Genomic DNA, 16,929 nt, shown 5'->3' on the forward strand with positions numbered 1-16,929 from the left:
CCGGTTTCTTTTCTACGGGCATGACTTCGTCCTTGGCCGCCATATCGCGGCAGTAAGTTGTACAAGATTCTGTTTTGGTACAAGAAAATCGGCCGGTGGTCCGATTCAGTTCTCAATCTTGGGAACCGCGATTGCGTCTCGCCTCGCTTTCGCTAAGGTGAAGGTTCGCCATCACATACAACCAAAGTCGTAGGAGGTCGACATGAGAATTCGCGGTGATGTTTTTTGGTCTTGGGCTGACCCGACGCTTCACCATAGGACTCATGACGAAACGCTCGTTGACGGAACACTTATAGATGTACAGGTGCGACTGTCGCGGACAGGTAACACGCAGATGTTCATTGGGGTATATGCCGCAAGCGGTATGGCTCTGCATGAAGAGGCGTTCGACTCCCGCCCCGGTGAATCCATGACCAGGGCTTTGGCCTGGGGTGTTGGTCGGGCTCGCCGGATCGCCACTGATCCTCAACCAAAATTTGACCAGGTCGCCTGCTCGAACTAGTGGGAAGAGAGGTCAATGCCTGGCGGAGTACAAATGTGCTCCGCCGAGCATTCAGCGCGCATGAAAGCTGCCATGTGGCCCATCTGCTCAATGCGCTTGAGAACCACAGGAAGAGTTGCGTCCGCTTTGTCCCCATCCGTTGCCAGAGGGGTTGGCCAGCCGCACAGGTACGCTTGCCGCGGAAGCTGGTCCACTCGGTCCGTTCCATCCCGCTGAGCTGTCATTCCCGGCGTGTCCTTCCAGTCCCTGGTGGTCGGGGTGACCCAGCTGGCCAGCGCTGCGATCTGATTCAGCGGTCGCCCGGTATCCCACGGTCGAGCGTCCTTTGCCCCGCGATTTGCGTCCATAGCTGTTGGCGTGGGCCACCCAGTACGTGCGGTCTCGGATATGCGGAGCACTGACGCCCGCAGGCGTAGGACCAAACGCCGACGCCGGCGAAGAAGTGGCATTGGGTGTAGGGCTTGAGGTCATCTGGGTGAACATCCTCGATCGATCGATCGTCAACGTCACCTGGCGCGATGTGGCCCGCTGCGATCAGATTTCGGAGCCACTGCGCAGCGTATTGGTCGATTTCGTTGTAATACGCAGACATGGGTGGTCCTCGCCAAAGCGGCGTGAAGTTTTAAATGGAAAGGGTTATTCGCAGAGGCCGTAGGCCGATGAGCATCTGTTCTGGCTGTCAGTCCGAGCGATTAGATCAACCATGTCAAACTGGCGGCCGCCGCGCGCGGTGTTGGCCCAGTCGACCATGCGGTCGATGCCGTGGGTGGTGGCGCTAACCTTGTCATCAGGCCTGACGGTGGGATCGGTCAGCTCAGCCCGCGACACTGGAATGCGCTGGTGGCGAAGTACAGCACGCACAAGGGGCGCAAGATCGATTCAATTGGACGGCTCATTGCCATCGTGCCAACCCCGGCGCCTAAGCGCTTCACTCAGTAGGCCGTGCTGGTCTGGGCGGTTCCGCAGCAAACGAAGGGGATTCAGCGCAAGGTGCCTCAGTTCAAGGCGCCCGAACCACGCGAGAACGAGGAGGAAGGGCAGTGGGACTGGCGCAACAAGGCTGCCGCCGCCGCCGTTGAGCGCGCCAACAAGCACGCCCGTGCCGTGGCCGAGGTGAAGCCGGGGGAGATGATCGTCCTGGCCGAGTCGAATTACGACATGACTAACTGGGATTCCCAGGGCCTGACCGAGCGCACCTATCAGCGTTGGAATCGGGCCATCAAGGGCGCTCTGGAGTCTCTGGTAAACGAGGCGCTGGCCGAGGCTCAGCACATGCTTGAAGCGATTGGCGTGCTATTCGACGAGGCCGCGTGAAAGGGCCTCAAAAGGGCTTGCAATATCATGTCGCCATGTCGTAATTTTGCTTCATCCTGTCATTCATGCGCGTGTTGAGGAGTGACACACAGAACCCGGCCACCGCGCCGGGTTTTTTATTGCCCGAAATAGGCCCTCAAAATTTCCATAATTGCGCCGGTCTTTTTAATTACCCCGGTGGTCTGGTATTCCACCTTATGGCAACCTTAGGGCGCATACTCGCTTTAGCTCAGAATTTCTGAGTTAATGAGAGGTACTTATGTCTAGTGACATTTCCAAGCCAGATGGATCTCCGGGACTTGAATTGGAAGTCGGGTCAGGTACAGAAAAGCGTGAGGGGTTGGAAAAATCTAGCCCAGAGGATAGAGACGACTATATCGATCCCGACGCTACGCCTGAACTAGAACCTGAGTTTTATGAGCGTCCAAAAGCTTCAAATTCGGAAAAGTTCAGTAGTCAGCAGGCCGGCTGGACTTATCCTGGGCGCCGTTGGTAGAAGCGCCCAACCAAGTACGGCTCTTTCGCCACATACGCTCCTCGAAGCTGATGATCCACTGGGCTACACCCAGATGATGACGAGCTAGGCCTTGAAAAAGGTCCGGAGAGTGACCGTAGGCAGATGCGTACAAATGATGGATCACTCGCTGAGTAATTCATTTATCTGAGCTCGGATAATCGGGCTCATCAGAGGTTTATATGACAGATAAAACATCGCGCCAGGGGGAAAGAAGTTCTGGTGCAAATACATCTTCCCAAGGCTCAAGGGCGGAGGGAAGTAAGGGTGCCAACACCGAGCGGGCTTCAAAGGCAGAGCTCTACAGTCGGCACGACAAGGTTGCTGACAAAGATCTTAAAAGTGATCCGCGAAAGTCATGAAATAGAACATTTGAGCTGATTGACGCGCCCGATTGATTGGGATAGCGCTAATAATCACTAGCTAGCCGCCTTCGGGCGGTTTTTTGTTCAGGTGAATTAGCTCCCCATCAGATCAACGGATGTACGCTTACCATCCTAAGCTTCGGAACTTCCGGGGCTTTTCGTTATGTGCTGCTCCGCACGTTTGCCCGGTCCCTGAATAGGGCCTCGCCGGGCCTTTTCTTCTAGGATCCACACATGGCCGAACCAGCAAGCACGACTGCCGGCGTCCTGCTGGTAAGTACGGCGTGATCATTGGCGGCTTCGCAGGAGCGATCCTCTCGCTGACCTTTCTGCGAGGCCTCACCCGGGGCCAGGCGGTCGCCGCCTTCTTCACCGGTTTCGCTTCGGCAGTCTTCTGCACCCCGCTCGCCATCAGCTATTTCAGCCTTGGCGCGAGCGGAGAAACCCAATACGGCGTGGCCTTTCTGATAGGCCTTCTGGCAATGAACATCATCCCGGTGCTGAAGTCGCTCGTGGGGTCGTTCGGAGCCAAAGGAGCTACCTGATGAGCTCGACCCTGATTTCAGTTCTGATCGGCGCGAATGCTTTTCTGAGCGTGCTGGTGGTGATCGCTGCGTGCGACTACCTGCGCCGGATCAGACCAACGGATGCGCCGCTACTGGCCGTCGCGTTCTACCTAGTGGCCATTGGAGCGTTCGGCTCGTTCGTCCTGGCCATGAACGGCCATGTTCCCACCCTGTACGGCGTGATCCTCAAGCTGGGGATCGTCCTGTACGCGGTTGCCCGGCGCGGCCATGTGTTCCAGCCGGGGTAGGGGCGCCACCAATTCGAGATGCGCCGTTTCGTGGCGCGGGAGTGAACATGAGTAACGTAACCCGCATACGCCATGAGCTGCCGGCCAGCATGGATATCGTCCATGCGGTAGCCGAATTCGATACGGCCATCGTGAAGGCTATCGACGCAGCCAAAGAAGCTGGCCTTCCCCAAGGTCTGTTGGTCGGCCTGCTGCACGGTCATGCCCATGCCGAGACGCACAGGATGGTCGCCAGATAAAACAGGTTACGAGATTTTTGCGCTAGTGCTTGCGAGGAGTCGATAGCGTGCGAAGGGCGTACCGTCGATATCAACGTCTCCGTCGTGAACAAAACCTAGACGAAGTACACCTTTGATACGAGTTCTGGTGGGTGGGAGCAGTATGGTAATCGAGTCCAGGCCCAACTCTTGGAAAGCGCGCCGCACTATCTCATCGAAAATTACTCTGCCCAGCCCCCAGTAATCTGGGTGAAGCACTAAAGCAAGATCAGCGTCACCGTCTTCCTGCTGCAGGCCACCCCAGCCGGCGAATTTATCTTCCACGAAAAAAGCCCAGGGACCGTATCCATCAAGAGCCCATTGGGCCTCTTTTTGAGCGACCCATGCCTTGCACTTGCTTTCGTCAAAGTCGGGACGCCCCAAGGGCATTTGGCGTAAGACATCTGGGTTGTTGTTGAGCGCGATGATGTCTTCGGTGGAAACGTCGCTGAGATGCCTGAAGCGAAGCTGCATGATTGGCCTTTCGGGAGAGCTGATCTCAACCAATACCTTCAACGCGCTACCATTTCAAGTATCAGGATCTATCCATGACCATCAAGCAACCCGACTGGGAGGCGATGGAACGAGCCTACCGTGCCGGGTCGCCCCTTGCTGCATGAGCGTGCTCACGCTCAGACCAGCATCATATTCATGATTAACGCTCCAATACAGTGGATTGATCTGTTGGCACCCGCTACCTTGAGGCTTCACGCGAGGAGTCCGGACATGGCAGATAAATATGTTGGAAGAATAGTTGGGCTTGGCACGGATAATGTGGAGTACGTCATCTACATCTACCAAGACGAGACCGTTGAGCGCTCTTCGAGCGGAATGGTTCGACATGAAGGCTTGAAGCATTTCGAAATGCAAATGGGTGGTGCCGTGAACAAGATTTCCGAAACTGAGTACGAGATCGTGGCTACGGGAGTGAGGGTCACTGTGCATGATGATAAGAGTTAATCGGGTCGGCCTCTCGTGCGAGCGTTTGAAGTGGAATGCCGCATGGCAGGCAGATGGGGCAATCACCATGCATAGCTTGCGTTGAGCCAATCGCCTTTTGGCTTAGTACTCCCTCCTGCACTGAATAGACTGCTGCCGTCCCGGCACCGCAACATCATTTCAAGCACAAGGTGACCTATGGATAGGCCGTATCCTCCATCGTCACTGCTTGAACTGTCCGAGCTATCCGACTTCAGTATCCGCTTGGCTCCTGCCCCTGAAATATGGGCTTGGCTTAAGGCCGAGATTCTTGCCGACACCGGCAGCATCCATAACCCTGAAAGCCTATGGCAGCCCTCAGCAACGACGTGAAGGCCTTTATTGTTCAGGCCTTGGCGTGCTTCGACACGCCTTCACAGGTGGTAGAGGCCGTCCAGAAAGAATTCAGCATCGCAGTGACCCGCCAGCAGGTGGAGACGCACGATCCCACGAAGTACTCCGGCAAGGGCCTAGCCAAGCGCTGGGTGGCCTTGTTCGAGGACACACGCAAGCGGTTCCGCGAGGAAACAGCCGAGATTCCCATCGCGAACAGAGCTTTCCGGCTTCGCGGCCTAGGGCGAATGGCTGAGAAGGCCGAGAACATGCGCAACCTAGCGCTGACTGCCCAGCTGTACGAGCAGGCGGCCAAGGAATGCGGCGACATGTACGTCAACCGCAAGATCGAACCCGACAAGCCCCTGGGCTCCCAGGCGGACCAGCAGCACGCCGTTGCTGAGTACAAGCTGGAGCCAGATGAAGGTGTCCCGACTACCCCGTACCTTTGACCCACCGGTGAAGTTGACGCCGAAACAGGCGAACATTTACGTCTGGGGCTTCCAGCCTGAGGCGCGCTTCCGTGATGCAGTGTGCGGGCGACGATTCGGCAAAACCTTCCTCGGCAAGGCAGAAATGCGCCGCGCGGCCCGGCTGGCTGCTGAGTGGGGCGTGAGTGTCGAGGATGAGATCTGGTATGGCGCTCCGACGTTCAAGCAGGCCAAGCGGGTCTTCTGGCGCCGGCTAAAGCAGGCCATCCCCGAGACATGGCGCGCCGCCCGACCGAACGAGACGGAGTGTTCGATCACTCTAAAGTCTGGCCACATCATGCGTGTGGTCGGCCTGGACAACTACGACAACCTGCGGGGCTCCGGCCTGTTCTTCGTCCTGGTGGATGAATGGGCAGACTGCTCGTGGGCAGCCTGGGAAGAAGTGCTCAGGCCGATGCTCTCGACCTGCCAATACACGATTCCCCAGACCGGGGAGTCGCGTAAAGGCGGGCATGCGCTGCGCATCGGCACGCCGAAAGGGTTCAACCACTGCTACGACACCTACCGCGACGGGCAGCCGGGCGGAGAGCCTGACCACAAGAGCTGGCAATACACCTCACTGCAGGGCGGCAACGTTCCGGCCGTTGAGCTGGACGCCGCTCGGCGCAAGATGGACCCGCGCACGTTCCGCCAGGAGTATGAGGCCGGGTTCGAGAACTATGCCGGGGTCGTCTACTCCACCTTCGACCGGGCTGAGTGCCACACCAGCGAGCGCATCAAGCCGGGTGAGGCCATACACATCGGTGTGGACTTCAACGTCATGAAGATGGCCGCGGTTGTATACGTGGTCCGTGACGGCTTGCCGCTGGCGCTGGACGAGTTCCACTCGGTGCGCGACACGCCTGACATGATCGAGAAGATAAAGGTGCGTTTCTCAGGGCACAGCGTCTCCGTGTACCCAGACGCCAGCGGACAGAACACCAGCAGCAAGAACGCCAGCGAGTCGGACCTGTCGCTGCTCAAGAAGGCTGGTTTCACCGTTGTGGTCGACTCACAGAACCCCGGTGTGAAGGATCGCATCAACGCGGTGAACGCCATGTTCCTTAATACCTAGGGGTTCATGGTCATGCGCTTTCTAGCCTGAATTGACCCTGGCCAGCTGTGGCAAGCCCGGGGTTGAGTTCAACACGCTGGCCAGCGAGTAGTCCGGCGATCTGTGCGGTTAGATCCAGCTCAACCTTCGGTGCCTTCCTGGCTTTGCCGATCTCCTGACCTGCCAGGTACTGCTCTATTAATGCCTGGTCCTGCGCCTCAACAGCGACTAGGTTGCGACCATCCGAGCAATGGGTGAGGGCTGGATCTTCCTCTCCGCGAGGTAGCAGCTCATGGAGCTTGCCTTGAACCGCCGACACCCAGGCGAGAGCGAAATGATCACCGGCGGTCTCGGCCGAGTAGTCGCTGCGGCGCTTGCCTGAACGGACAAGTGCCACGTACTGACGGCGTGCTAAGGTCAGCTTTACCAGCAGAGCCTCGTAGGCATACATCGCCATCTGCGGGGCTGGTGAAACCCCAACAAACAGCGCCCGATCAACTCTGCGGCCGTACGTTTCGCACCAGTGCCGGTACGACAGAGGCCTGACCCCAAACACTTGGGCCACTATGCTGCTCAGGTGCCGGTCCCAGGCCGGCGGTTCGCTCTGGACTTCTCCGACTGGACCTCATCCACATCGCTCAGGCGCACATCCAGCTCGGTCAGACGATACTCGCGCATCAGCGCTTGGGCCTGGTGCATAGCAGTGGCGGCCTCGTTTTCGTTCGAGCTTTTGGATAGGGCCAGGCAGCGCTTGATCTTGCGGATGACCCGCTCGAGCTTGCTTTCGTCGTGCTGTTGTTCGGTCACGGGGTGATCCTCATTTTCAGAAACGCCTTTTTGGAGCCTACCGAAGCTATCCTGATGTTAACGCATGCCTTTATTTATTGGAAAACTAGTCGAAAGCGTTTTAGAAAGCATTTGGATGTTGGTTGCTATAAAGGTGAGTACTTCCTGAGTGATTGGATCTATAACTATTACACTGATGATGGGAAAGCAAAGAGTGTTTAGAAGGCATTGGACCGCTGGCTAGGAACGCTTGTCTGCCTTCTATTTACTAAGGTCAGTTACCCTAACCGCTGAAGCTGGAAGTTCGAATTTATAGTTTCGTACAGGCTGGTGGATGTGATTGCTGATTTGCTGTGGCTTGTTTGCTCGCGGCGCCGGCCTCCATCGCATCCACAAACCGCATTGCTGTGCGGTAGCTGAAGGCGAAGGGCTGCAATCGGCCAATAGGGGACGGTCAGCAGCAAATAAATCTGTCCCCTTTTCCATGTCCCCTTTTCCGGTGGTTGACGCGTATATGCGAAGCAACTACAGCTAGGCCGTTGGCACTGTCCCGCCGTCAATTACAAACTCGCTCCCCGTAATGGATGCCGCACGAGGCGATGCCAGGAAGGCAATCAGGTCAGCAACTTCTGACGGCGTGGAAGGGCGGCCGAGTGGAATACCACCGAGTGCATCCATGATAATGCGTTTGCCGCCTGCGTAGTCCGTACCGGCTTCCTGCGCCAGCCGCTCGGCCAAGGCGACCGACGCTTGGGTCTCGATCCAGCCCGGCGACACCCGTACAACACGCACGCCTTGTGGCGAGACTTCTTTCGACAGGCTTTTGCTGTAGGTCGACAGCGCCGCCTTGGCCGCTGCGTAAGCCGTAGTGGCTTCGGGCAAGGGCAGGCAGTTCTGAATCGAGGTTACATGGATGATCACGCCGCTCTTGCGCTGCAGCATCGATGGGAGCAGGGCGCGATCCAGGCGCACGGCCGGCATCAGGTTCAGGTCGAGCTCGCGTTGCCACTGCGCGTCATCCAACACCGCGAAGCCGCCGCTCGGTGCCGACGAACCACCCAGGACGTGGACGATGATGTCCATGCTGCCCAGCCGTTGCTTAGCTGCGGCTACCAGTGTTTCGCAGCCTTCTGGGGTCGCGAGGTCAGCCTGCACGAACAGCTCAGCCGGCAGATCGCTGGTTGCCTGCCGAGCCGAGGTCAGCACCTTGGCGCCCTCTGCGAGGAACAGCTCGACGACCGCGCGGCCGACGCCTTTGGTGCCGCCGGTGACCAGCACTTGCTTGCCGCCAAGATCAAGGTTCATGGCGCAATCTCCAGTGAGCGGATCTGGCCGTCGTGCAGCAGGAATAGATGATTCAGCTGCAGCGGGCTGCCAGGGAAGTTACCGACCAGACGCGCCGTTACGCTCAGCGAATCGTCATTCTGCGTCGCCGCCAGCGGCTCGACGCTGTAGGTGAATGCCTGGCGGGCCTCCTGTTGCCAGGCTTCGATGGCTGCAATGCCCTGGTGCGTGCGGTTTTCGTCGGTCACCCTGGCGTCCGCGCAGAAGCAGGCGGCAAGGAGCGAGATGTCGCCGCCATTGCTGACATCGAAGTAGGTTTGTACGGCGTCAGGCAGTTGCAGGTTCATGGCCTGATCTCCTCTCACAGTGGTTGGGGTTTACGACTGTGATCTTGCCGCTCAGTTGATAGTTTGCTCAACTGGGATAGACATTAACGACCTATCCCGAATATGAGGACAATTACGTGGCAGATTCGCGCCTTGGTCTCAATGAGCTGGAAGCTGTACTGGCCGTGGCGCGGAGGGCGTCGTTTCGACAGGCAGCCATTGATCTGGATGTTTCGACCACGGCATTGAGCAACACCATTGCCAAGCTGGAGGCGAGCCTCGAAACGCGGCTGTTCAATCGCACCACCCGCAGCGTGTCTCTGACCGCGGCGGGGGCTATGTACCTGGAGCAGGTCGGTCCGGCTCTGCAGGAAGTGCGAGCGGCGCTGGAAGCGGTGCGTTCGCACAATGCCGGGCCGTCAGGCGTGTTGCGCATCAATGCCTTCGCCAGTGCCGCCCGCGCCGCGTTGCTGCCGCTGGTGCTGGAGTTTCTGCAGCGTTACCCGAAGGTGCATATCGATTTGGTGACCGAAGGTCGCCTGGTGGACATAGTCGCGGACGGTTTCGATCTGGGCGTACGTTCTGCGAATCTTGTGCCCAGCGATATGATCGTTATTCAGCTCGGCCAGCCGCAATGCTATGCCGTGGTCGGCTCCTCTGCCTACTTCGCCAAGCACGGCCGGCCGCGTAGCCCGGCAGACCTGCTCCAGCATCAGTGCATGCGCATCCGCCTACCCAATGGGGCGATCTACCCCTGGCATTTTGAACGCGCGGGGGAGGTGACCCGGCTTGATGTGACTGGCCAGCTCACCCTGGACGAGCCTAGTGTCGCCAAGGCGGTGGTGCAGGCAGGCGTGGGGCTGGGCTTTTTTATGCAGCAGGACGTTCAGGCTGAACTGGACGCCGGACAGTTCGAGCGGGTGCTGGAAGAGTGGACGCCGCCCAGAGACAACCTGTGCCTGTACTACCCGAACCGGCGCAACCCCTCCGCTGCGCTCAAGGCATTCACTGCCATGGCCCGCGACAATCTGCCGAGCAAAGACCAGCTATGATAATTCACCGACTGCCCCCAAGCGCCTGCTTTCAGGCGATCAAGCCCAGGGTCAGCCCCTTCAAGGTGGCCGCCGCGCGGGTGGAGCAACCCAGCTTGCGGAAAATGCTTTCCATGTGGGTGCGTACGGTACTCGGGCTGATCTCCAGTCGCCGCGCCACTTCCTTGTTGCTGGCGCCACGGCTGATCTCCATGAGGATGGAGCACTCGCGGGTGGTGAGCAGCGTGCTTTTCGGCTGAGGCAGTCGGCGTTCGCCACGTGCGGCAGCGATTACCGCTGTGCAGATTTCAGCGTCAAACAGGCCGCGGCTGGCGTCCTGTTTGAGCAGCCGCGCCGCCTCCGATTCGCTATGCGCGGGTCGCCAGGGCCTGGCGCTTCTTAACGCTACCCAGGCGACAGCGCTGGCGAGCAAGCGATAGGCGGCGCACTGGGCATCGGCCGATGCACCGCGAAAGTAGCCGCTGCCGTCGAGCCGTTCGTAGGCATGGGCGGCAATTTCGCCAGGGATGGTCAGCTCAGTGATCTGCCGTGATGCCTTGTGCGTCCAGTAAGGGACGAGGTGGATACGTTCTGTGGCGCCGTAGGGTAGCGGCCCCGCGGTGTTCCACAATTGATTGGAGACGGCTGCCCGCCCCAGGCCATGGATCAGCGCGGCTTTGCCAATCTCCGTCTGGTCGGGCTCTGGCAGTCCCCACAAGCGGGCGGCCTCGACGGCAATCTGCGCCACCTGCCGGGAGTAACCTGCCAGCCAGGGCAACTTCAGATCGATCACATCACCCACCAGCGTCAGTGACACGGGACGTTCGAGCCGGGTGTCGTCCAGCCCACCGGGCGTTGTTTCCAGTTCCGCTAACCATACCTTGGCATTGCGCACCAGCAAGGCGGCGAGGGCGGCGGGGTAGCGGCGGTCGGCCTGTTCGTTGATCCAGCTCAGCGCCGTGTCCAGGCCATGGGCGCGGCTGAGGATGTCCAGGTCTCCGGCCAGTACCACTTGGTAGGCCGCGTCCGGAATGTGCACATGGTTCACACCAAACGGCCTGCCGGTTCCGTCAAAGGTTTCGAATATCCGGCACAAGCCGGCTTCGACCGCTGCGCCAAGTTCGAGCGTTTTCGCGATCTGGCCAGACACCTCGCAGTGCACCACGGCGAGCGGTGCCGCTTGATGCACGGCGTTCATCTGTTCGGCGCCCAGGGTCTGGTCGAGCATCGCGCGGCGGCCATCGACATCATTGCCCAGCAGATGGGCGAAGCCATCGGCGTTGGCGGTGCAGCCGGACCAGCGCAGCAAGGCGACCTGCTGCGCTGTCATCAGATGCTCGCCTTCGCCGTGCATGGCGCGGGCTAGCATCTGCGCCAGGCGGGCAACACGTTGGGAGTGGCCAAGGGGCTGGCCCATGCTGAGGTCGCCGACCTGGGAGATAGCCCCCAGTGCGCCGCTCAATGAGATGTCGAATCGTAGCGCGCTATCCATGAAAAAAGCCTCAGGGTCGGATAAATGACCGATACCCGCCAAGCATGTGGGTCCGCAGAATTTGAACTCCCAACACAGGAGTTCAGCCCATGAAAGCATTCAAGTCGCAACTCGTCACCGCCGCCTTCGCCCTGACCAGCACCCTTATGGTGAGTGTCAGCCAGGCTGCCGAGGCAACGCCTTCGGTGGTCATCGTACACGGCGCCTTCGCCGACGGCTCTGACTGGGCCAAGGTAGTGCCGTATTTGCAGGCTGAAGGGGTGGCGGTGACGGTGGTGCAAAACCCGCTGACCTCGCTGGCCGACGACGTTGCCGCCACGCAGCGCGTGCTGAACAACCAGTCAGGCAACGTGGTGCTGGTCGGCCACTCCTGGGGCGGCACCGTGATCAGCGAAGCCGGCGCCCATGAGAAAGTCAGCGCCCTGGTGTACGTCGCCGCCTTCGCACCTGATGCAGGCCAGTTCAGTGGCGAACAGGGCAAGGGCGCGCCTACCCCGCCTGGCATCAGCCAGATCAAGGCAGACGGCAACGGTTTCCTTTACCTGACGGCAGAAGGCATGGCCAAGGACTTCGCCCAGGATCTCCCGGCGGCACAAACCGCAGTGATGACCGCTACCCAAGGCCCGATCAAGGCATCGGCCTTCGATGATCGGACCACGGTCGCTGCCTGGAAGACCAAGCCGTCCTGGTACCTGCTCGCCACTGACGATCGCATGATCCACCCCGACATCCAGCGCTCCAGTGCCAAGCGTATCGGCGCCACCCTGACCGAACTGCGCGCCAGCCATGTGCCGCAGCAGTCACAGCCTGGCGAAGTGGCCAAGGTGATTCTCAAGGCGGTAAGCAGTGTTGGCGAGCAGTGATCGCTGCTCACGACACGCCTGAGCGCTCTTGAGTTTCACTCTGCATCGATAAGGCATCGACGCATGGATCATCTGTGTGATCGGAACTTCGATTTCATAGTCTGTGGTGTCGGCACGACGGGGTGCGTGGTTGCAGCCCGCCTGGCCGACAAGCAAAAAGCTCGGGTCTTGCTCATTCGAGTTGGCAGCGATGGGTCGAAAGCGGACTGTGAGAGCAGGGGGTAAGTGACGATGGAGGACGGATCGTGGTTGGCAGAACGCCTAGGTGGGAGGCTGAAACTGTCTAAAACTGCTCGAAAGCTTCTCGGTTTTACTGGGCCAAAATCGTTGAAACTGGCAGAGCTGTATTAGACAGGGGCGATGGACAGGCCGCTTGTGGCGCGGCCTGAGGTTCGAATCTCACACTACTGCTGCATTATTGGACGGTGAACCTACAGATCCAGTCTGATCAGGCTTGATAGGGTCGAACATTCCGTTTGCAAATAGTTCCTTTTTGTCGATAGATGCGGTTCACCACTGACCGCTTTCGACCCGATATAGCAGACTTTCATCGCTCTATTGTTCTTCAGATTGCCTCCTCAGGCAGCTTCACAGTTGCCGATTTTAAGTATCGACCTGATGCTGAACATGACACTGCGGTGCCGCGCTTGAGTTCCCAGCCATTGACGCTATTGTTGCACATATCCTTCACGCATCACTGCCGAAGCCTGATCCTTGTCTAGGCCGACCGTGGCCAAGCCCTTGAGATAGCCCAAAAAATAACGTTGTGCAGCGACATACCTTTGTGGACCAATTATTTGCCAGCGGCGCCTTCCAGATTTGATGTTTATTAGATTCCAGTGCGCACTGACCAACGGGCGTACCGGCTGGCGGTGTAACTGCCGCAGGCCAATACTTATTAGCTTTTTGGGCGCACTCTGTAACTGGAAAAAATAATTCTGAAATCTCCGGAGGCGTCAATGGCAACGACCACCTGTTGCTGGAACAAGCGCAGGAACGCCTGCAACGAACCCATGAACCAGACGTTATGGTAGACGTCAATCTGTCCACCCTGGAACTGCGTCTACCACCAGGTTATGGCCCGCTGTCCGACTGTCGAATGCGCGTCTACCTGGATTCGACCCTGCGTGGCCACTTCCATCTGATCGGTCACCGGGCCAACGACGGTAGCCTCATCTATAGCAACGCGGTACTGATCGATCAGCTGATCTAACGAAAGGCTTTGGCACCTGATGGTCTGAAGCGCGATGTGACCTTTGTACAGTCAAACGGCAGGGTACGGGAGCGACAGGTATGGCAGCAGCCGTTCAGTCTCTTTCTTCACCACGGCGTAGCATTCGCAGCTGAGCTGCTCCAAGCGGACTCTGTCGAGTACCTTGATGTTGCCCCGGCTGTATTCGATCACACCGAGACGCTGCAGTTTGCCCGCCGCCTCAGTTACCCCTTCACGACGTACGCCCAACATGTTGGCGATCAGTTCAAACAGCGGTGTGCAACCGCTGTCGGACGGTTCAGTTCGTAGGCAAGAGGCAGCGTTGGCACTGGGCGATTACCTGATGTAGCTTTCCATCATCCTTCACTTGCAGCGTGGCATGGACAAGCAACTGGCCATCCGGGCTGAGGGTCGGTTCGGGGCTGGCGCTGTTGCGCACTTCAATGCGGTAGTGGGTATTACCAAAACGGTAGTGCAGTACACAATCCGGCCAACCTGCCGGTAGCAGCGAGATGTCACCGCTGCGTTGCAGGAGCAGCAGGCTTTCGGTGATCAGGCGGTACGTCCTGCCCGTCGGACGCGTGTACCAGCTCCAGCCTTCCCGCCCTGCGTGGTGGAGTATGGCGTAGACGTCGGCGGCTACGACATAGGGTTCTACATTGTAGGTATCAATCAGTGCGCTACAGGACATGACACATCCATGGCACTGCGTTCTGCAGTGAGCGGGGGCACCGTGTGCAGAGGATGGCCTGCAGCGGTTGAATCAGCTTGGTCTGGATGAACAAATTGCTGATGGCCGGATGCAGCGCATCGCTCAGTGCCGGTGCCTGCACCACTTCGCAATTACCCGTGAGAAAAGCGCAGGGTGGACCGTCTTCTCTTACGTCCGCTTTTGGTTGATTGCAGACGCGACAATCTGCCGGCAGCATTCACCTGGCGTGGACCATCGATCTGCGAAATCAAGCCTCGAACAGTCAGCGCGAGAGGATCGGGTTGCGCAAAACCCTGGCTGCAGGCCGCGTGTTTTCGTTTGCAAAAAGCTCGAAAACCCTTAATTTTGGTGACTTATAGTAAGCTATATATTCAATAAAATCATAGGTTTACAAGGCTTAGATACGCTGCATGGGGTGCAAGGGGCCGAGTGTTCGAATCACTCCGTCCCGACCATATATTTCAATGACTTAGGCCATTTCCGAAAGGAGTGGCCTTTTTCATGTGCGTGACTTTTGCGTGACTGCTCACGGTAACACCACCGTGAATTCTCATGCCGTCAACCTCGCCAGGATCGGCGTGGGTGTAGAGCGGAATGCTGTAGTCGTTGACCGCCGAGGCAGGCGCTCCACCGAATTTGAGGTTGTGCTGCTTAACCTCGTTCGAGATCGTGACGTGCGCCTGAGGTGAGCGTGAGTCCATCCATGCCACCGGCTCGGCCCGGTGCTGGGCCGACAGGTGCTAAACCGGACATCGGTCCAAGGCCAACTACAGGCTGGCCCATCGGCGCCACATCCACCATGGCACTGATACAGAGTGATACGTCCCCTCAGCTGCCAGCGGCCCACTGGCGCCGCTTGTCCATGATGAAGTCGACGAAGGCTCGCAGGCGCAACGGCATGTGTCGGCCTTGGGGATACAGCAGGGTGAACGGCCGCGAGCGGCCCGCGAAGGGCCGCAGCACCTCGACCAGCGAGCCCTCGGCAAGCTCGCGCTCGACGATGAAGCGGTAGGTCTGGAACAGTCCCGCGCCGTGCTTGGCCAAGGTCACGCCACCGAGCACGTCGTCCGAGCAGACGTAGCCGCCCTCGGTGACGACTTCCCGTTCGCGGCCCTCCTCGTCGAACAGCCAGGCGATGCGCCGACCGCTGCTGGGCAGTTCGAACTGGATGCAGTCATGCTGCGCCAGTTCTTCAAGGCTCTGCGGTTCGCCCGCGTGTTCCAAGTAATCTGGAGTGGCCACCACCACCAGCCGGGCGTCTTCCAGCGGCCGGGCGATCAGGGTCGAATCCGGCTGTGCACGCACGCGGATGGCCACATCGTAGCCCTCGCCGACAAAGTCGATGTTGCGGTTGCCCAGGTGGATGTCGACCTGCACCTTCGGGTAGCGCCGTCGAAACTCGGGCAGCAGCGGCAGGATGCGGTGGTGCCCGTAGGTCGTGGGCAGGCTGATGCGCAGTGTGCCCGAAGGCTCCTGCTGCTGACCGGTCACCACCCGTTCGGCCTCCACCAGCTGGGTCAGCGCCTGACGACACTGTTCGTAGTAGCCTCGCCCGCCCTCGGTCAGGCGGATGCTGCGGGTGGTACGGACGAACAGTCTGGAGCCCAAGCGCTCCTCCAGGCGGCTGATCGAGCGACTGACCGCTGCCGGCGTCACGCCCGCCGCGAGACCGGCCGCGGTGAAGCTGCCCAGCTCCGCCGCCAGGCAGAACAGCTCGATGCTGCCGAGTAGGACGTCGTCGAAATGCCGCTGCATTGATTACACCATGTATCAACTGAAGTTCTCGCTGCCATATTTATCCTTATCTGAAGCAAAAATATAGTCCTCCCAACGGCGCTCTTCGGCGCCACCTGATTGGGAGAAACGACATGAGCAACAGCAAAACGGTAGTGATCACCGGCGCCTCCAGCGGCATCGGCTTCGGCCTGGCCAAGGCTTTCCTCGCCAGTGGCTTCAATGTGGTCGGCAATGCCCGCTCCGCCGGACGCCTCGCCGAGGCCAAGGCACAACTGGACAGCCCCGCCTTCATCGGCGTGGCCGGTGACATCGCCAAGCCTGAGACCGCCCGCCGTCTGATTCAGGCCAGCATCGACGCCTTCGGCCAGGTCGACGTGTTGGTCAACAACGCTGGCTTCTTCCTGCCCAAACCCTTCATCGAATATAGCCCGGAAGACATCCAAGGCATGCTGGAGACCAACCTCAAGGGCGTGGTCTACGCCTCCCAGGCCGCCGCCGCGCACATGATCGAGCGGCGCCAGGGTCACATCATCAACATCACCGCTGCTGTGGCGCTGCAACCCAACATCGCCGTGCCCGCCGCCCTGCCAGTGCTGATCAAGGGGGGCCTCAACCAGGTCACCCGCGCCCTGGCGCTGGAGCTGTCGTCGCACAACATCCAGGTTAACGCGGTGGCTCCCGGCATCATCGAGACGCCGATGCACGATCCGGCCAGCTTCGACTTCCTCAACGGCCTGCAACCGGCCGGACACATCGGCCGCGTCAGCGACATTGCCGACGCCGTGCTTTACCTGGCCAACGCCGGGTTCACCACGGGCGTGGTGTTGCCGGTCGACGGCGGTATGAGTGTCGGCAAATGGTAATAGGCTGAACGTAACGGGGAG

The 16,929-nt window shown here is 59.2% G+C and carries 18 protein-coding genes and 5 pseudogenes; 12 read left to right on the forward strand and 11 right to left on the reverse strand.

The features are described from left to right. The first annotated feature begins 202 nt into the window (after positions 1-202). The 5 genes and pseudogenes from FQ668_RS28980 to FQ668_RS12530 all read left to right on the forward strand — a co-directional run bounded on the left by FQ668_RS28980 (position 203) and on the right by FQ668_RS12530 (position 3,748). Entirely contained in the window at positions 203-502 is a 300-nt protein-coding gene (locus FQ668_RS28980; protein WP_019438790.1) for a hypothetical protein, read from the forward strand. A gap of 942 nt (positions 503-1,444) precedes the next feature. Continuing rightward, complete coding sequence (locus FQ668_RS12510) at positions 1,445-1,816, forward strand: hypothetical protein (RefSeq protein ID WP_019438794.1); 372 nt, start codon at positions 1,445-1,447, stop codon at positions 1,814-1,816. 1,113 nt (positions 1,817-2,929) lie between these two features. After that, a pseudogene (locus FQ668_RS12520) lies at positions 2,930-3,240 on the forward strand (peptidase M48, Ste24p). Further along, the gene (locus tag FQ668_RS12525) at positions 3,240-3,509 is read left to right on the forward strand and encodes a hypothetical protein (RefSeq protein WP_014591546.1); all 270 of its coding nucleotides are present in this window, start codon (positions 3,240-3,242) and stop codon (positions 3,507-3,509) included. The pseudogene FQ668_RS12520 and the gene FQ668_RS12525 overlap by 1 nt, the downstream one beginning before the upstream one ends. Before the next feature lie 47 nt (positions 3,510-3,556). After that, complete coding sequence (locus tag FQ668_RS12530) at positions 3,557-3,748, forward strand: hypothetical protein (protein ID WP_019438796.1); 192 nt, start codon at positions 3,557-3,559, stop codon at positions 3,746-3,748. Positions 3,749-3,754: 6 nt separating this feature from the next. On the opposite strand, the gene FQ668_RS12535 is transcribed toward FQ668_RS12530, so the two are convergent. Further along, positions 3,755-4,240, reverse strand: coding sequence for a GNAT family N-acetyltransferase (locus FQ668_RS12535; RefSeq protein WP_019438797.1), 486 nt, complete (start codon positions 4,238-4,240; stop codon positions 3,755-3,757). A 252-nt stretch (positions 4,241-4,492) separates the two neighbouring features. Between FQ668_RS12535 and FQ668_RS12540 the strand changes: the two genes are divergently transcribed. The 3 genes from FQ668_RS12540 (at position 4,493) to FQ668_RS12550 (ending at position 6,622) form a co-directional block, all read left to right on the forward strand. Beyond that, positions 4,493-4,726, forward strand: coding sequence for a hypothetical protein (locus FQ668_RS12540; RefSeq protein WP_026031959.1), 234 nt, complete (start codon positions 4,493-4,495; stop codon positions 4,724-4,726). A gap of 326 nt (positions 4,727-5,052) precedes the next feature. Further along, complete coding sequence (locus FQ668_RS12545) at positions 5,053-5,529, forward strand: DUF2280 domain-containing protein (RefSeq protein ID WP_019438799.1); 477 nt, start codon at positions 5,053-5,055, stop codon at positions 5,527-5,529. Next, on the forward strand, positions 5,504-6,622 hold the full coding sequence (locus FQ668_RS12550; protein ID WP_230678070.1) for a terminase: 1,119 nt from the start codon (positions 5,504-5,506) through the stop codon (positions 6,620-6,622). Before FQ668_RS12545 ends, FQ668_RS12550 begins: the two co-directional genes overlap by 26 nt. Positions 6,623-6,632: 10 nt before the next feature. Here the strand turns inward: FQ668_RS12550 and FQ668_RS12555 are convergent. The 3 genes and pseudogenes from FQ668_RS12555 to FQ668_RS12565 all read right to left on the reverse strand — a co-directional run bounded on the left by FQ668_RS12555 (position 6,633) and on the right by FQ668_RS12565 (position 9,018). Beyond that, positions 6,633-7,408 (reverse strand): annotated as a pseudogene (locus FQ668_RS12555) (DUF2786 domain-containing protein). A gap of 510 nt (positions 7,409-7,918) precedes the next feature. Then, a complete protein-coding gene (locus FQ668_RS12560) occupies positions 7,919-8,692 on the reverse strand; it encodes an SDR family oxidoreductase (protein ID WP_014591542.1) in 774 nt (257 codons plus the stop codon). Continuing rightward, positions 8,689-9,018, reverse strand: coding sequence for a nuclear transport factor 2 family protein (locus FQ668_RS12565; protein ID WP_019438801.1), 330 nt, complete (start codon positions 9,016-9,018; stop codon positions 8,689-8,691). Before FQ668_RS12565 ends, FQ668_RS12560 begins: the two co-directional genes overlap by 4 nt. Positions 9,019-9,134: 116 nt before the next feature. Between FQ668_RS12565 and FQ668_RS12570 the strand changes: the two genes are divergently transcribed. After that, positions 9,135-10,049 (forward strand): LysR family transcriptional regulator, encoded by a 915-nt coding sequence (locus tag FQ668_RS12570; RefSeq protein ID WP_019438802.1) that lies wholly within the window; start codon positions 9,135-9,137, stop codon positions 10,047-10,049. Between the two features lie 31 nt (positions 10,050-10,080). Here the strand turns inward: FQ668_RS12570 and FQ668_RS12575 are convergent, their stop codons facing one another. Further along, the gene (locus FQ668_RS12575; RefSeq protein WP_019438803.1) at positions 10,081-11,520 is read right to left on the reverse strand and encodes an HD domain-containing phosphohydrolase; all 1,440 of its coding nucleotides are present in this window, start codon (positions 11,518-11,520) and stop codon (positions 10,081-10,083) included. 89 nt (positions 11,521-11,609) lie between these two features. On the opposite strand from FQ668_RS12575, the gene FQ668_RS12580 reads away from it, so the two are divergent. Then, positions 11,610-12,383 carry an alpha/beta hydrolase gene (locus tag FQ668_RS12580; protein ID WP_019438804.1) on the forward strand — a complete coding sequence of 258 codons (774 nt, stop codon included), beginning with the start codon at positions 11,610-11,612 and terminating at the stop codon, positions 12,381-12,383. 671 nt (positions 12,384-13,054) lie between these two features. On the opposite strand, the pseudogene FQ668_RS28985 reads toward FQ668_RS12580, so the two are convergent. Continuing rightward, positions 13,055-13,167: pseudogene (locus tag FQ668_RS28985) on the reverse strand (universal stress protein); the annotation flags it as partial. 171 nt (positions 13,168-13,338) lie between these two features. On the opposite strand from FQ668_RS28985, the pseudogene FQ668_RS12595 reads away from it, so the two are divergent. Next, positions 13,339-13,596: pseudogene (locus FQ668_RS12595) on the forward strand (hypothetical protein); the annotation flags it as partial. 51 nt (positions 13,597-13,647) lie between these two features. Here FQ668_RS12595 and FQ668_RS12600 read toward each other — a convergent pair. From FQ668_RS12600 to FQ668_RS12620, 5 genes and pseudogenes are all read right to left on the reverse strand, one after another. Next, positions 13,648-13,863, reverse strand: a pseudogene (locus tag FQ668_RS12600) (helix-turn-helix domain-containing protein); the annotation flags it as partial. Positions 13,864-13,894: 31 nt separating this feature from the next. Continuing rightward, positions 13,895-14,287 (reverse strand): hypothetical protein, encoded by a 393-nt coding sequence (locus tag FQ668_RS12605; RefSeq protein ID WP_014591535.1) that lies wholly within the window; start codon positions 14,285-14,287, stop codon positions 13,895-13,897. Beyond that, complete coding sequence (locus FQ668_RS29180) at positions 14,277-14,525, reverse strand: hypothetical protein (RefSeq protein WP_110159594.1); 249 nt, start codon at positions 14,523-14,525, stop codon at positions 14,277-14,279. The genes FQ668_RS12605 and FQ668_RS29180 overlap by 11 nt, the downstream gene beginning before the upstream one ends. Positions 14,526-14,769: 244 nt before the next feature. Beyond that, positions 14,770-15,009 (reverse strand): hypothetical protein, encoded by a 240-nt coding sequence (locus tag FQ668_RS12615; RefSeq protein WP_019438806.1) that lies wholly within the window; start codon positions 15,007-15,009, stop codon positions 14,770-14,772. Positions 15,010-15,136: 127 nt separating this feature from the next. Beyond that, positions 15,137-16,063: a LysR family transcriptional regulator gene (locus tag FQ668_RS12620; RefSeq protein WP_019438807.1), complete on the reverse strand. Its 927-nt coding sequence runs from the start codon at positions 16,061-16,063 to the stop codon at positions 15,137-15,139. A gap of 113 nt (positions 16,064-16,176) precedes the next feature. Here FQ668_RS12620 and FQ668_RS12625 point away from each other — a divergent pair, with 113 nt between their 5' ends. After that, a complete protein-coding gene (locus FQ668_RS12625; RefSeq protein WP_014591532.1) occupies positions 16,177-16,908 on the forward strand; it encodes an SDR family NAD(P)-dependent oxidoreductase in 732 nt (243 codons plus the stop codon). Positions 16,909-16,929 lie beyond the last annotated feature (21 nt).

The sequence above is a fragment of the Pseudomonas sp. Kh14 genome (genome assembly GCF_900291005.1).
In the GTDB taxonomy this organism is placed as follows: domain Bacteria; phylum Pseudomonadota; class Gammaproteobacteria; order Pseudomonadales; family Pseudomonadaceae; genus Aquipseudomonas; species Aquipseudomonas alloputida.

Excerpts from the sequence above, each read along its gene's own strand:
- FQ668_RS28980 (WP_019438790.1), top strand. The coding sequence starts at position 203 with ATGAGAATTCGCGGTGATGTTTTTTGGTCTTGGGCTGACCCGACGCTT.
- FQ668_RS12525 (WP_014591546.1), top strand. The coding sequence starts at position 3,240 with ATGAGCTCGACCCTGATTTCAGTTCTGATCGGCGCGAATGCTTTTCTG.
- FQ668_RS12530 (WP_019438796.1), top strand. The coding sequence starts at position 3,557 with ATGAGTAACGTAACCCGCATACGCCATGAGCTGCCGGCCAGCATGGAT.
- FQ668_RS12535 (WP_019438797.1), bottom strand. The coding sequence starts at position 4,240 with ATGCAGCTTCGCTTCAGGCATCTCAGCGACGTTTCCACCGAAGACATC.
- FQ668_RS12540 (WP_026031959.1), top strand. The coding sequence starts at position 4,493 with ATGGCAGATAAATATGTTGGAAGAATAGTTGGGCTTGGCACGGATAAT.
- FQ668_RS12545 (WP_019438799.1), top strand. The coding sequence starts at position 5,053 with ATGGCAGCCCTCAGCAACGACGTGAAGGCCTTTATTGTTCAGGCCTTG.
- FQ668_RS12560 (WP_014591542.1), bottom strand. The coding sequence starts at position 8,692 with ATGAACCTTGATCTTGGCGGCAAGCAAGTGCTGGTCACCGGCGGCACC.
- FQ668_RS12565 (WP_019438801.1), bottom strand. The coding sequence starts at position 9,018 with ATGAACCTGCAACTGCCTGACGCCGTACAAACCTACTTCGATGTCAGC.
- FQ668_RS12575 (WP_019438803.1), bottom strand. The coding sequence starts at position 11,520 with ATGGATAGCGCGCTACGATTCGACATCTCATTGAGCGGCGCACTGGGG.
- FQ668_RS12580 (WP_019438804.1), top strand. The coding sequence starts at position 11,610 with ATGAAAGCATTCAAGTCGCAACTCGTCACCGCCGCCTTCGCCCTGACC.
- FQ668_RS12605 (WP_014591535.1), bottom strand. The coding sequence starts at position 14,287 with ATGTCCTGTAGCGCACTGATTGATACCTACAATGTAGAACCCTATGTC.
- FQ668_RS29180 (WP_110159594.1), bottom strand. The coding sequence starts at position 14,525 with ATGCTGCCGGCAGATTGTCGCGTCTGCAATCAACCAAAAGCGGACGTA.
- FQ668_RS12615 (WP_019438806.1), bottom strand. The coding sequence starts at position 15,009 with ATGGACTCACGCTCACCTCAGGCGCACGTCACGATCTCGAACGAGGTT.
- FQ668_RS12620 (WP_019438807.1), bottom strand. The coding sequence starts at position 16,063 with ATGCAGCGGCATTTCGACGACGTCCTACTCGGCAGCATCGAGCTGTTC.
- FQ668_RS12625 (WP_014591532.1), top strand. The coding sequence starts at position 16,177 with ATGAGCAACAGCAAAACGGTAGTGATCACCGGCGCCTCCAGCGGCATC.